20 protein-coding genes and 1 pseudogene are annotated in these 17842 nt (G+C 74.7%); 6 read left to right on the top strand and 15 right to left on the bottom strand.

Translation table 11 applies throughout. From position 1 onward, the window contains the following. Positions 1-29: 29 nt before the first annotated feature. The 4 genes from ABZ899_RS15305 to ABZ899_RS15320 all read right to left on the bottom strand — a co-directional run bounded on the left by ABZ899_RS15305 (position 30) and on the right by ABZ899_RS15320 (position 4858). On the bottom strand, positions 30-1478 hold the full coding sequence (locus ABZ899_RS15305) for an FG-GAP and VCBS repeat-containing protein (RefSeq protein ID WP_361345670.1): 1449 nt from the start codon (positions 1476-1478) through the stop codon (positions 30-32). Between the two features lie 94 nt (positions 1479-1572). Next, a complete protein-coding gene (locus ABZ899_RS15310) occupies positions 1573-3006 on the bottom strand; it encodes an FG-GAP and VCBS repeat-containing protein (protein WP_361345672.1) in 1434 nt (477 codons plus the stop codon). Between the two features lie 82 nt (positions 3007-3088). Continuing rightward, complete coding sequence (locus ABZ899_RS15315) at positions 3089-4498, bottom strand: FG-GAP-like repeat-containing protein (protein WP_361345674.1); 1410 nt, start codon at positions 4496-4498, stop codon at positions 3089-3091. Positions 4499-4696: 198 nt separating this feature from the next. Then, entirely contained in the window at positions 4697-4858 is a 162-nt protein-coding gene (locus ABZ899_RS15320) for a hypothetical protein (RefSeq protein WP_361345676.1), read from the bottom strand. Positions 4859-5119: 261 nt separating this feature from the next. Here ABZ899_RS15320 and ABZ899_RS15325 point away from each other — a divergent pair, with 261 nt between their 5' ends. Then, positions 5120-5458 (top strand): GYD domain-containing protein, encoded by a 339-nt coding sequence (locus ABZ899_RS15325; protein ID WP_361345677.1) that lies wholly within the window; start codon positions 5120-5122, stop codon positions 5456-5458. A gap of 2 nt (positions 5459-5460) precedes the next feature. Here the strand turns inward: ABZ899_RS15325 and ABZ899_RS15330 are convergent, their stop codons facing one another. Continuing rightward, positions 5461-5673 (bottom strand): DUF4287 domain-containing protein, encoded by a 213-nt coding sequence (locus tag ABZ899_RS15330; RefSeq protein WP_361345679.1) that lies wholly within the window; start codon positions 5671-5673, stop codon positions 5461-5463. 214 nt (positions 5674-5887) lie between these two features. On the opposite strand from ABZ899_RS15330, the gene ABZ899_RS15335 reads away from it, so the two are divergent. Further along, a complete protein-coding gene (locus tag ABZ899_RS15335; RefSeq protein WP_361345681.1) occupies positions 5888-6433 on the top strand; it encodes a tellurite resistance TerB family protein in 546 nt (181 codons plus the stop codon). Between the two features lie 21 nt (positions 6434-6454). Here the strand turns inward: ABZ899_RS15335 and ABZ899_RS15340 are convergent, their stop codons facing one another. The 6 genes from ABZ899_RS15340 to ABZ899_RS15365 all read right to left on the bottom strand — a co-directional run bounded on the left by ABZ899_RS15340 (position 6455) and on the right by ABZ899_RS15365 (position 10486). Further along, positions 6455-6943, bottom strand: coding sequence for a universal stress protein (locus ABZ899_RS15340; protein ID WP_361345683.1), 489 nt, complete (start codon positions 6941-6943; stop codon positions 6455-6457). A gap of 5 nt (positions 6944-6948) precedes the next feature. Beyond that, a complete protein-coding gene (locus ABZ899_RS15345) occupies positions 6949-8208 on the bottom strand; it encodes an SLC13 family permease (protein WP_361345802.1) in 1260 nt (419 codons plus the stop codon). Positions 8209-8352: 144 nt separating this feature from the next. Next, a complete protein-coding gene (locus ABZ899_RS15350) occupies positions 8353-8886 on the bottom strand; it encodes a hypothetical protein (protein WP_361345685.1) in 534 nt (177 codons plus the stop codon). Beyond that, on the bottom strand, positions 8870-9361 hold the full coding sequence (locus ABZ899_RS15355; RefSeq protein ID WP_361345687.1) for a sigma-70 family RNA polymerase sigma factor: 492 nt from the start codon (positions 9359-9361) through the stop codon (positions 8870-8872). The genes ABZ899_RS15350 and ABZ899_RS15355 overlap by 17 nt, the downstream gene beginning before the upstream one ends. A 112-nt stretch (positions 9362-9473) precedes the next feature. Then, positions 9474-10103: a class F sortase gene (locus tag ABZ899_RS15360; protein ID WP_361345689.1), complete on the bottom strand. Its 630-nt coding sequence runs from the start codon at positions 10101-10103 to the stop codon at positions 9474-9476. Next, positions 10100-10486, bottom strand: coding sequence for a sortase-dependent protein (locus tag ABZ899_RS15365; RefSeq protein ID WP_361345690.1), 387 nt, complete (start codon positions 10484-10486; stop codon positions 10100-10102). The genes ABZ899_RS15360 and ABZ899_RS15365 overlap by 4 nt, the downstream gene beginning before the upstream one ends. 236 nt (positions 10487-10722) lie before the next feature. On the opposite strand from ABZ899_RS15365, the gene ABZ899_RS15370 reads away from it, so the two are divergent. Beyond that, complete coding sequence (locus tag ABZ899_RS15370) at positions 10723-11181, top strand: VOC family protein (protein ID WP_361345692.1); 459 nt, start codon at positions 10723-10725, stop codon at positions 11179-11181. 31 nt (positions 11182-11212) lie between these two features. After that, complete coding sequence (locus tag ABZ899_RS15375; RefSeq protein ID WP_361345693.1) at positions 11213-11581, top strand: DUF6479 family protein; 369 nt, start codon at positions 11213-11215, stop codon at positions 11579-11581. A gap of 11 nt (positions 11582-11592) precedes the next feature. Here the strand turns inward: ABZ899_RS15375 and ABZ899_RS15380 are convergent, their stop codons facing one another. After that, positions 11593-12081 carry a hypothetical protein gene (locus ABZ899_RS15380; RefSeq protein WP_361345695.1) on the bottom strand — a complete coding sequence of 163 codons (489 nt, stop codon included), beginning with the start codon at positions 12079-12081 and terminating at the stop codon, positions 11593-11595. A gap of 186 nt (positions 12082-12267) precedes the next feature. On the opposite strand from ABZ899_RS15380, the gene ABZ899_RS15385 reads away from it, so the two are divergent. After that, positions 12268-12726, top strand: a complete 459-nt coding sequence (locus ABZ899_RS15385; protein ID WP_361345697.1) for an FxLYD domain-containing protein — start codon at positions 12268-12270, stop codon at positions 12724-12726. 36 nt (positions 12727-12762) lie between these two features. Here the strand turns inward: ABZ899_RS15385 and ABZ899_RS15390 are convergent, their stop codons facing one another. Together ABZ899_RS15390 and ABZ899_RS15395 are read right to left on the bottom strand one after the other, a co-directional pair. Beyond that, positions 12763-13518, bottom strand: a complete 756-nt coding sequence (locus tag ABZ899_RS15390) for a carboxypeptidase regulatory-like domain-containing protein (RefSeq protein WP_361345699.1) — start codon at positions 13516-13518, stop codon at positions 12763-12765. Between the two features lie 145 nt (positions 13519-13663). Next, positions 13664-15328 (bottom strand): alpha-amylase family glycosyl hydrolase, encoded by a 1665-nt coding sequence (locus tag ABZ899_RS15395; protein ID WP_361345701.1) that lies wholly within the window; start codon positions 15326-15328, stop codon positions 13664-13666. A 253-nt stretch (positions 15329-15581) separates the two neighbouring features. On the opposite strand from ABZ899_RS15395, the gene ABZ899_RS15400 reads away from it, so the two are divergent. Next, positions 15582-16520, top strand: coding sequence for an LAETG motif-containing sortase-dependent surface protein (locus tag ABZ899_RS15400; RefSeq protein WP_361345703.1), 939 nt, complete (start codon positions 15582-15584; stop codon positions 16518-16520). A gap of 77 nt (positions 16521-16597) precedes the next feature. Here ABZ899_RS15400 and ABZ899_RS15405 read toward each other — a convergent pair. Then, positions 16598-17568, bottom strand: a pseudogene (locus ABZ899_RS15405) (nucleoside hydrolase). Between the last annotated feature and the right edge of the window lie 274 nt (positions 17569-17842).

Genomic DNA, 17842 nt, shown 5'->3' on the forward strand with positions numbered 1-17842 from the left:
CCCCTAAGGGATGCCCCGAGGGGATGTCGTCAGTGGAGCATGTCCTGGCCGAGGCGCAGGTAGCCGGAGGGCAGGCCGAGCGAGCCGGGGCCGAAGCTGGTCGCGTTCGTCGTGGTCACGCCCGTGGCGGAGCCGCGCAGGCTGTAGATCGAGCCCGCCGGGTGGTTCTCGCCGTCGGCGCCGACGGACAGGTCGGCGCGGCCGTCGCCGGTCAGGTCGGACAGGCGTACCGAGGCGCCGAAGCGGTCGGCGGACTCGGCGGTGCCGGGGACGCCGGCCGTGTCCTGGGTGAAGGACTTCGCGCCGGTCGCGGTCAGGCCGGCGGCGGAGCCGCGGAGCACGGTGACGCTGCCGGCGATCTCGGCGTCGCCGATCGTCTCGTGGAGGGTGCCGACGGCGAGGTCGGCGTAGCCGTCCTTGTCGGTGTCGCCGAGGGAGAGGGCGTTGCCGAACCAGTCGCCTTCCTCGTCGGTGCCGGGGACGCCGGGGGTGTCCTGGGTGATCGTGGTCTGGGCGCGGGTGCTGATGCCGTTCGGGGTGCCGAGGTAGGCGCTGACGGAGCCGCCGAGGCTCTTCACGCCGTCGCCGTAGGTCGAGGTGACGATGTCGGCGTAGCCGTCGCCGTTGAGGTCGCCGGTGGCGGCGATCTCGTAGGCGCCGTTGACCAGGAGGGTCTGGCGGGTGAGGCCGGAGGGGGAGCCCAGGTAGACGAAGGTGCCGTCGTCGTAGGTCTCGGCCTGGGTGCCGCTGATGACCAGGTCGTCGGTGCCGTCGCCGTCGACGTCGCCGGCGGCGAGGCTCTGGGCGCCGTAGATGGAGCCGGTGTGCAGGTCGGTGGTGAGGGCCTGGCGGGACGCGGCGCCGGATGCCTTGAGGAAGCCGCCCTTGTGGATCCAGATGTCCTTGCCGGTGCTGCCGACGGCGAGGTCGGCCCTGCCGTCGCCGGTGAAGTCGCCGACGGTCAGGGACATGCCGTACTCGTCGTGGGCGGAGGGGGCGCCGTCGGGGACGGACTGGCCGCCGGACAGGCCGTTCTTGCCGCCCCAGACGATCGTGACGGCGCCGCCGTCCACGTCGGAGCCGACGTCCTCGCCGGGGCTGGCGATCACGAGGTCGGCGTAGCCGTCCCGGTTGAGGTCGCCGGAGGCGAGGCCCTTGCCGAAGCGGTCGCCCTGCTCGGCGGTGCCGGGGACGCCGGTGGTGTTCTGCGTGACGGTCGTGCGGTGGGACGCGCTGAGGCCGCTGCGGGAGCCGTAGGTGACCACGACGGCGCCCGCGTCGGTCTTGCCGCCGACGGGGGTGTACGGCGCGGCGGTGGCGAGGTCGCGGTAGCCGTCGCCGTTGAAGTCGTCGGCGTACTGCGCGGGGGCGGCGGCCGCCGGGGCCGCGGTCAGGAGCGGCGCGGCGGTCAGGGTGGCGGCGACGGTGGCCGTGGCGAGCGCGAGGGAGTGGAGGCGCTTGCGGTGGTGCCGGAGCATGTGGGGTCTCTCCTGCGGTGTCGGGGGTGGCCCGTGGGGGCCGGCCGCCGCGGAAGGCGGCCGGCCCCTGTCGGAGGTCCGGGGGCGGGGCGGGTCAGCCGGCCAGGACGTCGCCGAAGTAGGCGAGGCCGGAGGGGCCGCCCAGCGCGGTGCTGCCGAAGGACTTGGCGTCGGTGGCGGTGATGCCGGAGGCGGTGCCGCGCAGCGTCCAGACGGAGCCGGCGCCGTCGTTCTCGCCGCGGGCGCCGGCGACGAGCTCGGCGCGGCCGTCCTTGCTCGCGTCGGTGAGCAGGACGGAGTGGCCGAAGTAGTCGTAGGACTCGGCGGTGCCGGGGACGCCGCCGGTGTCCTGCGTGAACGACTTGGAGCCGGTGCCGGTCAGGCCGGAGGAGGAGCCGCGCAGGACCACGACCGATCCGGCGTCCTTCTTGCCGCCGAGGTCCTCGTCGGCGACGCCGACCGCGATGTCGGTGTAGCCGTCGCCGTTGGTGTCGCCGGCGTCCAGGCTCCAGCCGAAGGCGTCGTTCGTCTCGGAGGCGCCCGGCACGTTCGCGGTGTCCTGGGTGATGCGGACCGGGGTGCGGGTGCTCAGGCCGCCGGCCGCGCCGTAGGTCACGGTGACGGCGCCGCCGTGGCCGCCGTCGGGCTCGTCGGCGGACTTCTCCATGAAGTTGCCGGTGACGATGTCGCCGTAGCCGTCCTTGTTGACGTCGCCGATGACGGACGCGTAGCCGCCGGCGACCTCGGCGCCGGGGGTGAGGCCGGAGGCGGAGCCCTTGTAGAGGACGCCGCGGGTGCGGTAGCCGCCGCTGTACTCCTCCTGCCCCATGACGAGCAGGTCGGTGCGGCCGTCGCCGGTGACGTCGCCGGAGGTGAGCTGGTCGGCGCTGACGCCGGTCTGCTCGTAGGGGTCGATGCCGACGAGCGCGGCGGCCGTGCCGGTGCGGGTCAGCGGGCCCTTGAAGATGTTCAGGTCCGGGGAGGCGTGGTTCACCGAGGCGAGGTCGGTGGCCCCGTCGCCGTCGAAGTCGCCGGTGGCCACGGACCAGCCGAGTTCGTTGCGGTACCGCGGGAGCGGGGAGGCGATGTCGGTGCCGGACCTGACGCCGTTCGCGCCGCCCCAGAGCACGGTGAGGACGCCGAAGTCGTCGGTCGAGCCGATCCGTTCGCCGTGCACGCCGACGACGATGTCGGTGTAGCCGTCGCCGTCGAGGTCGCCGGTGGTGACGCGGTCGCCGAAGTGGTCCTCGCTCTCCGGGACGCCCGGGATGCCGGCGGTGTCCTGGCTGATGATCTGCCGCTTGCCGGTGTCCGGGCCGGTGGCGCTGCCGTAGACGACGGCGACGTAGCCGGCCTTGCTCTTGCCGGCGACCTTGGCGAGAGGCGCGCCGATGACGGTGTCGCGGTAGCCGTCGCCGTTGATGTCGCCGGGCAGGCCCGAGGGGGCGGCGGTGGCCGTGGTGGCCGGGAGCGCGGTCAGCAGACCCGTGGTGAGGGCCGCCGCCAGCAGGAGGCTGCGCTTGCGCAAGGTCGGGTCCTCTTTCGTGAGGGAGGGGTTCGGGAGCGGAGAGCGGGCGGGGCGCGTCACGGGGCGGTCGTCCAGCCGGACGTCACTGGGCGATCACCGAGCCGACGTAGTAGCCCTTCACGGAGACGTCGGCGGCGGTGATGCCCTGGGCGCCGCTGGTGGTCAGGCCGGTGGCGGAGCCGCGCAGGGTCCAGACGCCGCCGGTGCCGTTCTCGCCGCCGACGCCGATGGTGAGGTCGGCCCTGCCGTCCTTGGTGACGTCGGTGAGGTCGACGGCGGCGCCGAAGCGGTCGCCGGTCTCGGCGCTGCCGGGGACGCCCGCGGTGTTCTGCGTGTACGACTTCGCGCCGGACGTCTTCAGCCCGGACGCCGAGCCGAACAGGACGGTGACCGAGCCCGCGTCCTGCGCGTTGTCGGTGTCCTCGCCGGGGGCGGCCACGACGACGTCGGCGTAGCCGTCGCCGTTGATGTCGCCGGTGCTCAGGGCGGAGCCGAAGGAGTCGCCGGTCTCGCCGGAGCCGGGGACGTTCGTGGAGTCCTGGTGGATGACGGTCGGCTTCTGGGCGGGGTCGGGGCCGGTCGGGCCGCCGTACCAGACGGTGATCTGGCCGCCCTTGTGGCCGACGGGCTTGTCGGCGCTCGGGTCGGAGGAGTCGCCGAGGACGAGGTCGCCGTAGCCGTCGCCGTCGATGTCGGCGATGGAACCGCTCATGCCGTCGGCCTGGGCGAGTTCGCCGAACTTGTAGCTCGTGCCGGTCCAGCGGTAGGTGAGGATCGTGCCGCCGGGGTCGCCGTCCACCGCCATGGGGTAGACGCGTTCGGCGGCGCCGTCGCCGCTCAGGTCGCCGGCGATGACGTCGTACGTCGTGCCGACCTCGCCGACGCGCTGGTGGCTGAGCGGGCCGCCGGTGCGGGTGAACGGGCCCTGGTAGAGGCGGGTGTGGTTCTGCCCGGTCAGCGTGACGTCGATGTCGCCGTCGCCGTCGAAGTCGGCGGCCGCGGCGCCCCGCGAGAAGCCGCCCCACTGGGCGAGGCCCGACGGCTGGGGCAGGCCCTTGCCGCCGCTCAGGCCGGACTTGGACCCCCACAGGACGGTGCCGGAGCCGACGCTCTCGTTGTCGCCGACGGACTCGCCGGAGGAGCCGACGACGAGGTCGGAGTAGCCGTCCCGGTCGAGGTCGGCGGCGGCGAGGGAGGAGCCGAAGAGGTCGCCCGCCTCGGCGGTGCCGGGGACGCCGGTGGAGTTCTGGGTGAGCACGGCCTTGCGGCTCGCGGAGAGGCCCGAGGAGGAGCCGTACAACACGATGACGGCGCCCGCGCAGGACTCGGAACCGACCTGGGCGCACTGGGCGGACACGGCGACGTCGCGGTAGCCGTCGCCGTTGAAGTCACCGGCCAGTTTGGAGGGCGCGGCCGAGGCGCCGGCCGCGGGCAGCGCGGTGAGGAGGCCGGTGGTGAGGGTGGCGACGAGGAGGAGGGGGCGCTTGCGCAAGGTGGGTGCTCCTGGGAGGCGGGTCGGGGCCGGGCCCGTGGGGACGGGGGGGACGGGCCCGGCGGGCGGCGGGACTCCCGCGACTCGGTGCGGGACGTGGGGTCCGCCGCGGGGGTGACCGTCCGTCTCCCTCAGCCGCCCCCGCGTGGGCGGGGTGTGGTCGGCGGGGAGGGCGGGCGGCCGGTGGCCGGGCGTGGGTCAGGCGGCGAGGAGGGCGCGCGGGCGCGGGCTTCCGGAGGCCGGGGTGCGGCGGGCGGTGCCGCGCGCAACGGCCGGGCGGCCGGTCCGCGCGGCCGTCCCGGGGGCACGGTGTGGACCGGCGTGCCGGCGCGGGTGCGCGGACGCGTAGGCGTGGTGCATGCGGGTTCTCCTGCGGCGTGCGGATGCCCGGCGGGGCATCGCGGACGGGGTGCGACCGGCTCGTCCGCCTGGCCTTGGCCATGGCTTTACGAAGGGTCGACTCTGAGGAGACGTTCAGCCGGGCCCAAGGGTTGTATGCGAGTCGGCCGAGTTTTCCGGGGCCCATCGGGTGAATGCGAACGCGCCGGCGGCTGGGCCCGCGGCGGGACGGGAAGGCCCTCGGCCGAAGCGCAGTGGCGGCGAGCAGGTCAGGAGTGTCCGATGCCGAAGTTCCTCATCCAGGCCACCTACACGGCCGAGGGCACCCAGGGGCTGCTGAGGGAGGGTGCGAGCGGGCGCCGCGCCGCGGTGGAGCAGGTCGTGTCCGGGCTCGGCGGGACGGTCGAGGCGGTGTACTTCGCCTTCGGCGAGCACGACATCGTCCTGATCGTCGACTTCCCCGACCCGGTCGCGATGGCCGCCGTCAGCCTGGCGGTCAAGGCGAGCGGCGCCCTGCACACCCGGGCCACTCCCCTGCTCGGCCTGGACGAGGTCGACGAGGCCGTACGCCGCCAGGTGTCCTTCCGGGCACCCGGGGCGCCGGGCCCCGCAGGGGCCTGAGCTCAGTGGCCGGACCGCTCGGCCCGGGTGTGGGCGACGAGCGCGCTGGCGTGCCCGTGCCCGAGGCCGTGTTCGGTCTTCAGCCAGCCGACCAGTTCCCTGTGCCGGGTCAGCGGCGCGGTGCGGATGAGGTCCTTCCAGTACGCGACCGGACGGCCGTACTTCTTCTCGATCGCGGGGAAGTAGGAGGCGGGGCCCTTCACCGGTGCGCTCATGTCGTCCCGTCCGTTCAGGTGGTTCTTCCTGTCGCTGTCCGGACCGGCGTGCACGGCGGAACTGATCGCCGTACGCCTGTGAACCGCGTCACCGCGGTCACCGGGTGGAGTGACGGCCCGTGCGGAACTCCGCGGGAGCGGCGGGAGTTCTCCTCGTGACGTGCGGGAGCGCGCGGACGACCGAGCAGACGGATACGAAGCCGAGGTGGCACGCATGGCGATGTGGGACCGGATCAAGGACCAGGCCAAGGGGTTGCAGCAGCAGGCCCAGGGCCGCGGCTCCGGTGGGCACGGGCGGCCGGGCTCCGGGTCCGGGGGCTCGAAGGCCCAGCTGGTGAGCACGCTGAAGTCCCAGCTCACCTCGCTCAAGACGGAGTTGAAGAGCGGCGCCTACCGGGACGCGAGCATGGCCATGTGCGCGCTGGTGGCCGCCGCCGACGGGCATGTCGACCCGGCCGAGCGGCAGCACGTGGAGTCGCTGATCCTGAACAACGACGTCCTGCAGAACTTCCCGTCGGAGCAGCTGCGCCAGCGCTTCAACAAGCACGTCGACCAGATGGCGGCCAACTTCCCGCAGGGCAAGGCGGACGCGCTCCAGGAGATCGCCAAGGCCGCGAAGAAGCCCACCGAGGCCCGCGCCGTCGTCCAGACGGGCTTCGTCGTCGCGGGCGCGGACGGCTATGTGGCCCCGGCCGAGGAGCAGGTGCTGCGGGAGGCGTGCGGGGTGCTCAACCTGTCGCCGCAGGAGTTCGGGCTCTGACGTCGAGGAGCCGGTGACGGCTCAGCCGTGATGCGGTGGGCCCGGCAGGGTCGTGAGGTCCGGTGCCGGTTCGGGCCAGACCAGCAGCAGCGGGCACGGGGCGTGGTCGACGACGAAGCGGCTGGCGGGGCCGAGGCTGTGCGGGCCGAGCCGGGCGCGGTCGCCGTCGCGGGCCAGGACGAGCAGGTCGGCGCCGTCCGCCGCGGCGACGACCTCGCGTTCGACGCGGCCGGTGCGCTCCGTGCGGGCGCAGGGCCGGCCCAGCCGTTCGGCGGCGGCGCCGAGGAGGCTATCGGCGGAGGCGGCGGCGAGGTGCTCGACCCGGGTGCCGGGGTCGCGTTCGCGGTGCCCCCGGCCCAGCAGCCCGGCGAACGCGCCGTGCGCGGCGTCGGCCACGTCGTCCCCGGTGACGTGCAGCAGGACGATCTCGGCGTCCTCGGGGGCGTGCCGGCGCGCGGCGTCCACGCAGGCCGGCCAGGTGCCCTCGACGATCCAGACGACCACGGCCATCGGCTTCAGCCTCCTCCGATCACGGCCAGTGAGGCCCACAGTGCCACCACGGCGGCGCACAGGCTCGCGGGTACGGCGTACAGGCCGAGCCGGGTGAACTCGCCCAGCCGTACCTCGGTGTCGTGGGCGTGCACGATACGCCGCCACAGCAGGGTGGCCAGAGACCCCGCGTAGGTCAGGTTCGGCCCGATGTTCACGCCGAGCAGCACCGCGAGGACGGCGCCCGGCCCGGACCCGGTGGTCAGCGGCAGCAGGACCAGGACGGCGGGCAGGTTGTTGATGACGTTGGCGAGGACGGCGGCCAGCGCCGCGATGCCGAACAGCGCGGCCAGGCCGGTGCCGTCGGGGACGAGGCGCCCGAGGGCGGTGTCGAGCCCGTTGTCCACGACCGCGCGGACGACGATCCCGAGGGCCAGGACGAACGCGAGGAACGGCACGGACGCGGCACTCAGCAGCGCCTTCGCGGTGGTGCGGCGCCGCAGGAGGGCCCGCACGGCGAGGACGGCCGCGCCCGCCAGGGCCGCCCAGGCCGGGTCGACGCCGACGGCGGAGGTCACCACGAACCCGGCCAGTGTGCAGGCCACCGTCACCAGGGCGAACAGCGGCACTTCGGGGGCGTCGCCGCCGGACGGGGCCTGTGCGCCGGCGTCCAGGTCGGTGGCGAAGAAGCGCCGGAAGACGGCGTACTCGACGGCGATGGCGGCCAGCCACGGCAGCGCCATCAACGCGGCGAACCGGGTGAAGGTCAGCCCGCTGGCCGCGAACGCCAGCAGGTTGGTCAGGTTGGACACGGGCAGCAGCAGGGACGCCGTGTTGGACAGGTGGGTGCAGGCGTAGACGTGCGGTTTGGGCCGGGCGCCGAGCCGGGCCGCGGTGGCGAACACGACCGGGGTGAGCAGGACGACGGTGGCGTCCAGGCTGAGCACGGCCGTGATCACGGACGCGGCCAGGAACACCTGGCCCAGCAGCCGGCGCGGCCGGCCCGCCGCCGTCCGCGCCATCCACGCCCCGCACGCCTGGAACAGCCCCTCGTCGTCGCAGAGCTGGGCGAGGACCAGCACGGCCGCGAGGAACCCGATGACCGGGCCGAGGCGCTCGGCCTCGTCCAGCGCGTGGGCGGGGGAGAGGGCGCCGGTGGCGACGACCAGTGCCGCGGCCGGCACGGCGGTCACCGCCTCGGGCAGTCCGAAGGGACGGACGACGGCACCGGCCAGCACGAGCACGAGCAGGGCCACGGACAACGTCTCCGCGAGCGAGGCGTTCAGCTTCCGGTCCTTCCGGGCGGGGCGGGGGTCCGCCGGTCGTTCTCGCCGCACGGTACTCCGCGCGGGCGGCCCTCCGTCCGTCCCACCCCCTGCGGCCGGCCCGATCCCGACCGCGCGGCCCACGAGGGGTCACCGGCTCCCGCCCTACCGGCCCTCGGACGCCTCGCGGGTGGGCGCCCTCGACGGCACCGCCCCGCGCGCCGACGGCGAGGCCGTCGTCTCCGCCGTGCGCCGGGCCGTCTCCTCGTCCTCCGGTGCGGGCGTCGCCCGGTCGCGGGTGCCCTCGGTGGGCACGGAGGGGTCCGTCCGCGCCGGGGGCGAGGACGGGGTGCGCCTCGCGGACGGCTCCGTGCTGGGGGTCGGCACCGGCTCCGGTACCGGGGTCGCCGGTGCCGTGCGGCCGCTCGTGGGGGGCGCGAGCGGCGGGGCCGGGGCCGTCGGCGGGTCCGGGCGCTGCGAGGTGAACGGCAGTGCGGCCAGGAGCGCCACGGCACAGGTGACGCCCACCCCGGCGGCCGTACGCGCCAGGCGCCGGCGGGACGCGCGGCGGCGGATCGCCTCGTAGCGGCCGGGCGGCGGGGCCAGGTGCTCGGACGGCGGGCGCAGGACCACGACCAGCGGGTCGTCGTCGGCCAGGGCGCGGCCGTCCGGTTCGTCGCCGTCAATGCGAGTGGTCAAGGCTTCTCCTCAGGTGGACGCGGAGCAGTTCGCGGGCCGCGTGCAGGTCGGCCTTGACGGTTCCTTCCTTGCGCCCGGTCAGCACGGACACCTCCCGGATCGGCATGTCAGCGTAGTAGTGGAGGAGAAGGGGGATGCGCAGCCGTTCCGGCAGGGACTGCACCAGCAGCCGGACCGAGGGGTCGGCCTGTTCGGGGTGCGGGGCGACGGCCGCCTCGGTGGTCGCGCGGCGCACGGCCCGGCGTTCCCGCTCCAGCTTGCGCCAGTGGTCGCGGACCAGGTTGGCCGCGGTGACGTAGAGGAAGCCACGCGGCTCCTCCACCCGGCTCCAGCGGGCCCAGAGCCGTGTGAAGGACTCCGACGCGATCTCGTGCGCCGTCTCGTCGTCGTCGACCAGCCGGCGGCACCAGCCGGCCAGACGGGGGTAGAGGGCGGCGAACAACTCGGACGCCGCCTCGTCTCGGGACCGTTTCAACGCTCTCCATGGTCGGGCCGGCGACCTGGTCCGGTGGCCGGGGTGTCACGGGGGAGGATGCCGGTACGGCCGCGCGCGTTGCGCGTCCGTACCGGTGTCCCGCCGCGCCGGGTCAGGGGGACGTGGAGCTCAGCACCGCGAACACGATCACGTTGTCGCGGTACTCCTGTCCCTCCTTGGGCCCGCCGCAGGTGATCAGCCGCAACTCGGGCCGGTCGACGTCCCCGTAGACGTCGTCGGCGGGGAACCTGGCCTTGGCGACGGTGCGGACGGAGCTGACGGTGAACCGCGCGGTGCTGCCGTCCGCCCGGCGCGCCTCGATCCGGTCCCCCGTGCGCAGCCGCACGAGGTCGCGGAAGACGCCGTCGCCGTAGCCGCCCACGGTGACATGGCCGAGGACGACCGACGGGCCGACCTCACCGGGGGTGGGCGAGTGCCGGTACCAGCCCGCGCGGTCGTGGGCCGTGATGGGCGGCACCTCGACGGTGCCGTCCTGCTCCAGCCCCAGCCGGATCAGCGGGGTGTCGACGTCGATGGCGGGGATGCGCAGCCGGACGGGGGCCGAACGCCCCAGGGCGCGTGCGGGGTTCGCGGTCGCGTCGGCGGACCGGTCGCCGGTCTGCCGGGTGCCCCGCGTCCGGCGGGCGGGCGCGCTCGCGGGCTCCGGGGCCCCGCCGCCGCACCCCACCAGGACCGAGGCGAGCGCGGCCGTGCCGAACGCGCGCCGGGACAGCGGCGTCATGCGCCGTGCGTCCGCCGGCGCCGGACGACGAACGTCGCCGCGCCTCCGGCGAGGAGCACCGCGGCCGCGCCGCCTCCGACCAGGCCGCCGGTGGCGGTCCCGGACGACGTGCCGGCCACGCCCGTGTCGGGCGCTCCGGACGGGCGGACGGCGACCTGGCCGCGCTCCGCCGGCACCGCGGACGGTGCCCGGGTCGGTTCGGCGGTGGAGGGCACGGGGGAGGCCGCCTCGTCCGCGGGGCGGGTCGAGGGCACCGGCGAGGCGTCCTCCGACGCGCGGGTCGGCGCCGGGCTGGGGGTGGAGCTGTCGGCGAGGGCCGGGGCGGCGCTCGCCAGCAGGGCGGTGCAGGTGAGGGCCAGGGCACTGAACACGGTTCGGCGCATCGGGTCGCTCTCTTTCGTCGTTCGCCCGGCGGAACGTCGGGCGGGTGGTGACGGGTCGAGCGGAGAGACGACGCGGCCCCCGGCCGGGTTGTAAAGAGATGGCAAAGCCGCGCGGGAGGGGGTCTCCTGGAACCCGGTCCACCCGCACCCGGCCGGGCGGCAGGCGGCGGGCGCCGGGAATTCCCTTGCCGCACCCGGAGGTTGACCGGTCACGTCCGCCGACGAAGGAGAACGCCATGCCCGAGACCCCCGCCGAGCAGCCCGGCCGGGTGCGTGAACTCCGGCTCGTGGTCACGGCCGACGACTACGACGAGGCGCTGCGCTTCTACCGGGACGTGCTCGGCCTGCCCGAGCAGGCGGCGTTCTCGTCCCCGGACGGCCGGGTCACCATCCTGGACGCGGGCCGGGCCACCCTGGAGCTGACCGACCCGCACCACGCCGAGTACATCGACGAGGTCGAGGTGGGCCGGCGGGTCGCCGGACACGTCCGGGTCGCCTTCCAGGTGGACGACTCCCCGGCGGTCACCGCCCGGCTCGCCGCGGCCGGCGCCGAGGTGCTGGCCGAGCCGACCCGGACGCCGTGGAACTCCCTGAACTCCCGCCTCGAGGCACCGGGTGCCCTGCAGCTGACGTTGTTCACGGAGCTGGGCGCGGCGGCGGAGGGACCGGCAGAGGGTGATTCCTCCCAGCCGTAGCCCATTCGCCCGTTTTGGTGATAATTGAGGCATGGATACGGCGACGCTTGAACTGGCGGCCACCGGGACCGAGGTCCTGCGCTGGATCGCCGCTCTGGCAGGTGGGATTTTCATCTCCGGCGCACTGGTGTGGGCGGTGCAGTTCGGCATGCGGGTCCGCGACAAGGAGTCTCCGCGGCCCACCCCCGAGGAACAGACGCGCCTCCCCGAGACCGGTGCCGTCCACGAGATCCGTGAGGTGCGTGAGCCCGACGAGGTGCCGCACGCGCAGGACGCGACCCGTCTCCTGCCGCACGAGCTGCATGCCGCGAGCAGCAGGCGCAGCGAGGACCAGCACCGCAGGCGCTGGGATCCGGGCCACAGCGGGTCCTTCGGAGGCGGTGGCATCGGCCACCGCTGACCCCCCGCAGGTCAGGAGGGGTCCGGGGCGAGGGCCAGGGCCAGGACCACGAAGAAGTCCACGGCCACCATGATCACCGACCAGACCGGCGCGTACGGCAGGAACAGGAAGTGGGCGACCATGCCGAGCGACGCCAGGAAGATTCCGGTGATCCGGGCCCACCAGGCGCCCTTCAGGATGCCGTAGCCCACGCACACGGCGACCACGCCGAGGGCGAGCAGGACCCAGCCCCAGGTCGTGAGGTTCGCCTCGAAGACGTACTGGCCGACCTGGGTGTAGACGTCGTCGGCGGCGAGGGCGGAGATGCCCTGCAGGATGGCGAGCACGCCGTCGACCAGCATCAGCACACCGGCGAAGACCAGCCCGCCGGTGAACCAGTCGGACGCGCGGCCGGTCCCGGCCGCCGGGGCGGGCCGTGCCGTCCGGGGCGCGGACAGACCGGTGGAGCTGTGGGCCGCGTCGGTGGCGTGCGCCTGCGATGGCTGCTGCTGCTGGGTCATGGCTGCCGTACCCCACTTCTCGCGGTGTCCGCGATCGGTCGTCGAACGGGTGCTGCGGTCGGTACGACGATCCGGGCGCCCCGGGCCGCCCACCAGGGGGCACGGGCCGATCGGGTGACGGCCGGGGTGCGGGCGGACCCGTCCCGCCCTTCACTTGAGGAACCGACGGAATCCCCAGGAGTCGTCATGCACTCTCCCCGCACCCCGCGGACGCGGACCGCCGTCCTGCTGACGGCCGCCGCGCTCACCGCCGTGACCCTCACCTCGTGCTCGGACGACGGCACCCCCTCCTCGGTGGCCAGCAAGGCGGCGTCCGCGGTCGCCTCGGCGACCGCGGAGGCGGGCCGCGCGCTGGACGAGATCAAGGGCGGGGTGGACGCCAAGGACGCCGTACGGGTGGGCGACACCACGACGGACGCCGACGGCCGTGCGAAGGCCGAGATCACGGTGAAGAACACCACCGGTTCGACGAAGTCCTTCGCCGTGCAGGTCGACTTCGAGGACGAGGACGGCAAGCTGCTGGACGCGGCGGTGGTGACCGTGTCCGACGTGCCGGCGGGCGCGACGGGCAAGGGCACCGCTCGCAGCACCCGCGACCTCAGCGGCCAGGTGCGCGCGGAGGTGGCGCGGGCGGTGCGCTACTGAGCGATGCCCCGCACGGACGTCCGGGAGCCGGCGCCGTCAGCCGGCGACCATGATGTCGATCTGCTCGCTGGTCGCGGAGACCCCGTTCAGCGTGGCCGTGGCCTGGAGGCGGCCCGGCCCGGCGGGCAGGGCGACGCCCGGCACGCACGACCAGGTGCCGTCCGGCGCGGCGGTGGCCGAGCAGACCTCCTGCTCCAGCGCGTCCAGCACGGTGACCTGGGCGCCCGGGTAGGCGATGCCGGAGGTCTCGGGCGAGCCGACCAGTGCCACGCCGGAGTCGGGGCGGGACAGGGTGGGGGCGGGCAGGCCGACCGTCACGGCGCAGCCGCCGCGCTGGTGGACGGTCCCCTTGGCGTCCCGCAGGTCCAGCGTGCAGTCCGGGAGCCGGGTGCCGGGTTCGGCGTCCGGGGACACCGTCAGCACGAAGGGGAACGTACGGCCGTGCCAGGCGCCGGCGGCGGCCGCCCCCTCGAAGGCGTACGAGGCGCTGTGGCCCCCGGCGGCCACCGCGCCCCGGTAGCCGATGTCGGTGAACGGCACACCCGTCACCCGTGTGCCGGCCGGTGCCGTCAGCGTGAGCACGCTGCCCGCCCCGAGGGGCGCGCCCTCGTAGCCGCCGACGTGGACGATGCCCGCGTGGCTGGGCTCGATGGTGGCGCTCGCCCACAGTTCGTGGCCCACGGGGTCGGGCGAGCCGCCGGCCGCCTGCGCCGTGCCGGGCGGGCCGGACGCGAGCAGCGCGCCGGCGGCGGCCAGCGCGCCGAGGATCGTCGTCTTCCAGGTCCTGCTCATCGTCGGGGGAGCTCCTCACATACCTCGGCGGTACCCCGCCCTCGCCCGCGATTCTCGTGGCCGGGGCCCCGCCCGGCCCGCGCTCGGCGGCCGGACGGGGCCGGAGGGACGACAGCTACCACCCGTCCGGGCGCGGCGGGCGCTCCTACACGAGCCAGGCCGTCGTGTCCGGGGCGAGCCGGCCCGACTCCAGCGGGGCGCTGGTGAGCAGCACCTCCCCCGGCGGCAGGTCGATTGCCTCGGCGGAGAGGTTGGCGACGCAGCGCCAGCCGTCGGAGCGCGCGAAGTGCAGCACCCCGGCCGGGGCGTCCGGGAGCCACCGCAGCTCCTCGCCGTCCAGGAGCTTGCGGCGCAGCCGCAGGGCCCGGCGGTACAGCTCCAGGGTCGAGTCCTCCACCCCGTCCTGGGCCTCGACGGCGTAGGCGGCGAAGCACTGCGGCTGCGGCAGCCAGGCCCCGCCCGCGCCGAAGCCGTACGAGGGGCCGGTCGTCGTCCACGGCAGCGGCACCCGGCAGCCGTCGCGGCCCTTGCGCACCCGTCCGGTCTGCTCCCACACCGGGTCCTGGAGGACTTCGACGGGCAGGTCGGCCACCTCGGGCAGCCCGAGCTCCTCGCCCTGGTAGAGGTACGACGAACCGGGCAGCGCCAGCATGAGCAGAGTGGCGGCGCGGGCGCGGCGCAGGCCGGCCGCCTCGTCGACCTCGGGGGCGTGCCCACCGGACAGCAGCCAGGCGTTGTCGTCGGTGCCGGGCGGCAGCATCAGCCGGGAGGTGTGCCGGACGACGTCGTGGTTGGACAGCACCCAGGTGGCCGACGCGCCGGCCGAGCGGGCGGTGGCCAGCGAGTCGGTGATGATCCGGCGCAGCTCCTCGGCGTCCCAGCCGGCCTGGAGGTACTCGAAGTTGAACGCCTGGCCGAGCTCGTCCGGGCGGGCGTACAGGGCGCGGCGGGCGCTCGGGTTCACCCAGGCCTCGGCGACCGCCATGCGGGGCGGGCGGTAGGAGTCGAGGATCTTGCGCCAGTCGCGGTAGATCTCGTGGACCTCGTCGCGGTCGTAGAAGGGGTGGCTGCCGGGCGGCAGGTCGGGGAGCGCGTCCTCGCGGCTCAGCTGGGGCGTGCCGAGGTCGCGCAGCGGTTCGTCCAGGTCCTTGGCGAGGGCGTGGGCGACGTCGACGCGGAAACCGTCGACGCCCCGGTCGGACCAGAACCGCAAGGTGGTCCGGAAGTCGGCGCGGACCTCCTCGTTCTCCCAGTTGAGGTCCGGCTGCTGAGGGGTGAACAGGTGCAGGTACCACTGCCCGTCGGGCACCCGCTGCCAGGCGCTGCCGCCGAACACGGACTGCCAGTCGGTGGGCGGCAGTTCGCCGTGCGCGCCGCGTCCGTCGCGGAAGACGTAGCGTTCGCGGGCGGCCGAACCCGGTCCGGCGCGCAGGGCCTCCTGGAACCAGACGTGCTGGTGCGAGGTGTGGTTGGGGACCAGGTCGACGATGACCTTCAGGCTGAGGCGGTGGGCCTCGGCGACGAGGACGTCGAAGTCGTCCAGGGTGCCCAGGCGCGGGTCGACGTCCCGGTAGTCGGCGACGTCGTAGCCGCCGTCGGCCAGCTCGGACGGGTAGAAGGGGCTCAGCCACAGGGCGTCGGCGCCGAGGGCGGCGATGTGCCCGAGGCGCTGGGCGACGCCCTTCAGGTCCCCGAGCCCGTCGCCGTCGCCGTCGGCGAAGCTGCGCGGGTACACCTGGTAGATGACGGCCTGGCGCCACCAGTCGGGGTTGCTGGGCGAGAGGTCGGGCGTGGAGGTGCGGACGGTCACGCGGTCTCCTCGTGGACGGGTACGGCGACATCGCTAACACTGTCCACTTGGCCCGAAAAGCGAACACCGCGCAGAGCGGATCGAATCATTCCTCCTGTGACGAGATCGTGATGCCCGTTTGAACTTCCCTTGCGTTTCCGCAGGTTGACACGAGTGATCCGCCCCAAGACGATGTGCTCACGCTGTGGCGCATGTGACCAGTGGGCCCAGTGTTTTCTTCTTCGACCACTCTCCACCCCACGAGGGGATACGCATGTCCATAGCGAGACGTGTCACCGCACGGCGCCTGCTGGGGGCGGGCGCCGCGTCGCTCGCCCTGTGCGCCGCCACCGTCGCCTCCGCCTCCGGCGCCTGGGCCCACGGCACGGGCGGGGACGGCTGGAACTCCGGCGGCAGCTACCGGCCCGGCACCGGCGCCGGCACCCGGACCGCCACCGACCGCTGCGAGTTCTCGCTCGACGGCACGCACTTCACGGCCTCCGTGAAGGTCGACGACCAGAACCTGAAGGTCACCGGCGACGGCAAGGCCCACATCACCGTGCGCGCCGCCGCCGACGCCACGACCTGCACCGCCTCGCTCGCGTCCTACCTCGCCCACGGCTCGACCTTCGCCACCTCCGGCGAGCAGGTCTTCGTCGACTTCGACACGGTCACGGTGAAGCCGGGCGCCACCGACACCCTCGACATCGCCGTCCCGGACGCCGGCTGCTTCGCGCAGATCGACCTGTACCGCGGGGCGGTGAAGTTCGACGGGAAGCACGACGCGAACGACGGCTTCGAGCACGGGGACCTGCCCAAGGGCCCGGACCGCCCGGTCATCAAGGACAAGCTGATCGCGGCCTGGAACGGCGGCACGAAGGACTGCACGGCCGAACCGCCGGCCACCGAGGAGCCCCCCGCCACCGAGCCCCCGGCCACCGAGCCCGGCACGCCCTCCGAGCCGGCGCCGTCCACCCCGGCCGACGAGACGGCCCCGCCCGCCTCCGAGACGCCCGGTGACGAGTCGCCGGCCCCGGAGCCGTCCGGCTCGACCTCCGCTCCGGCGCCGAAGCCCCAGGGGGGCGGCGGTGACCTCGCGCAGACCGGTGGCAGCAGTGCGACCGGCCCGATCGCGCTCGGTGCCGTGGTGCTGGTCGCGGGCGGCGCGGCGTTCGTCGTCGCCTCCAAGCGGCGCCGCTCGGCCCGCTCCTGAGCGAGGACGCCGACGGGGGCCCGGGGTTCACCGCCTCGGGCCCCCGTGCAGGTGCGTGAGGGGGCGCCGACGGACCGTCAGGCGCCCGCGACCGTCTCCAGATAGAGCTTCACGAAGCGGTCCACGTCCACGTCGAGAGCCACGTCCACCAGGGACTGCTCGCGCAGCCCGGCGTGGATCTCGGACTCTCCGGGGCGGAGGCGCCGGTCCACCAGGGTCTGGCCGCGGGTGGGTCCGGGCGCCAGGGAGACCTCCACCGGGAGCAGCCGGCTGGTGAGGCCCGCCGGGTCCACGACCGTGCAGACCGCGCCCGCGTCCCCGATCCCGCCGGCCTCCGGGTCGCCGTCGACGTCCGGTGCGGCGGGCCGGTGCGCGAGCAGGTCCCCGGCGAGCCGGGCGCCCGGCTCCGCGCTCTCCCGCAGCCGGCGGACGTCGGCGCCCGGCACCACGACCCGCTGGAAGACGTCGAGGCCGTACATGGTGATCGGCACCCCGGCGGTGAGCAGGATCGCCGCGGCCTCCGGGTCGTGCCACACGTTGAACTCCGCCACCGGCGTGGCGTTTCCGCAGGCCACCGCGCCGCCCATGAACACGATCCGCTCGATGTTGTCCGTCACCCCGGGGTGGGTGCGCAGCAGCAGGGCGATGTTGGTGAGAGGCGCCGTCGGGATGAGGGTGACCGGGCGCGGGGACGCCAGGATCTCCCGGCGCAGCAGATCCACCGCGCCGATGCCGGCCGGGGCGCGGGTCGGGGCGGGCAGGTTCATGTCGCCCATGCCGTCGTCGCCGTGCACGTGCCGGGCCGAGCGGGACGGCTCGATCAGGGGGCGGGCGGCCCGCGGGCGACGGGGATCTCCGGGGCGCCGGCCACCTCCAGCACGGTCAGGGTGTTGCGCACGACGCCGTCCACGTCCGTGTTGCCGGCCACGCAGGTCACCGCGCGCAGGTCCAGCCCCGGATGGCGTACCGCGAACAGCAGCGCGAGGGCGTCGTCCACGCCCGTGTCACAGTCGATGATCACCGGGATCGGCCGGCCGTCGTTCGTCACGGCGGGTCTCCTTCTGGAGCAGTGCGGTGGCGGGCCCTACGAACCGACTTTACGGTGTCGTACAGGTGGAGTGCGTCGCCGTACGGCGTCGCCACGCGGACACGCGTGCGCGGCGTCGTACGGCTTCTCCGCTGTCCGGGACTCCTCCTCGGTCGTCCGGGACTCCCTCCTCGTTCTGCCGCCGGCGCCCGGGCACGCGCCGCGTCACCCGGACGGCCCGGCGCGCTGGTGGGACAGGGCCCGCGGTGGTGCTTTGGGAACACGTGCCGATCTT

It is taken from the genome of Streptomyces sp. NPDC046859 (genome assembly GCF_040645135.1).
In the GTDB taxonomy this organism is placed as follows: Bacteria; Actinomycetota; Actinomycetes; order Streptomycetales; family Streptomycetaceae; genus Streptomyces.

Excerpts from the sequence above, each read along its gene's own strand:
- ABZ899_RS15380 (WP_361345695.1), bottom strand. The coding sequence starts at position 12,081 with ATGACCCAGCAGCAGCAGCCATCGCAGGCGCACGCCACCGACGCGGCC.
- ABZ899_RS15320 (WP_361345676.1), bottom strand. The coding sequence starts at position 4,858 with ATGCACCACGCCTACGCGTCCGCGCACCCGCGCCGGCACGCCGGTCCA.
- ABZ899_RS15385 (WP_361345697.1), top strand. The coding sequence starts at position 12,268 with ATGCACTCTCCCCGCACCCCGCGGACGCGGACCGCCGTCCTGCTGACG.
- ABZ899_RS15370 (WP_361345692.1), top strand. The coding sequence starts at position 10,723 with ATGCCCGAGACCCCCGCCGAGCAGCCCGGCCGGGTGCGTGAACTCCGG.
- ABZ899_RS15340 (WP_361345683.1), bottom strand. The coding sequence starts at position 6,943 with ATGGCCGTGGTCGTCTGGATCGTCGAGGGCACCTGGCCGGCCTGCGTG.
- ABZ899_RS15335 (WP_361345681.1), top strand. The coding sequence starts at position 5,888 with ATGGCGATGTGGGACCGGATCAAGGACCAGGCCAAGGGGTTGCAGCAG.
- ABZ899_RS15305 (WP_361345670.1), bottom strand. The coding sequence starts at position 1,478 with ATGCTCCGGCACCACCGCAAGCGCCTCCACTCCCTCGCGCTCGCCACG.
- ABZ899_RS15360 (WP_361345689.1), bottom strand. The coding sequence starts at position 10,103 with ATGACGCCGCTGTCCCGGCGCGCGTTCGGCACGGCCGCGCTCGCCTCG.
- ABZ899_RS15330 (WP_361345679.1), bottom strand. The coding sequence starts at position 5,673 with ATGAGCGCACCGGTGAAGGGCCCCGCCTCCTACTTCCCCGCGATCGAG.
- ABZ899_RS15325 (WP_361345677.1), top strand. The coding sequence starts at position 5,120 with ATGCCGAAGTTCCTCATCCAGGCCACCTACACGGCCGAGGGCACCCAG.
- ABZ899_RS15365 (WP_361345690.1), bottom strand. The coding sequence starts at position 10,486 with ATGCGCCGAACCGTGTTCAGTGCCCTGGCCCTCACCTGCACCGCCCTG.
- ABZ899_RS15400 (WP_361345703.1), top strand. The coding sequence starts at position 15,582 with ATGTCCATAGCGAGACGTGTCACCGCACGGCGCCTGCTGGGGGCGGGC.
- ABZ899_RS15375 (WP_361345693.1), top strand. The coding sequence starts at position 11,213 with ATGGATACGGCGACGCTTGAACTGGCGGCCACCGGGACCGAGGTCCTG.
- ABZ899_RS15390 (WP_361345699.1), bottom strand. The coding sequence starts at position 13,518 with ATGAGCAGGACCTGGAAGACGACGATCCTCGGCGCGCTGGCCGCCGCC.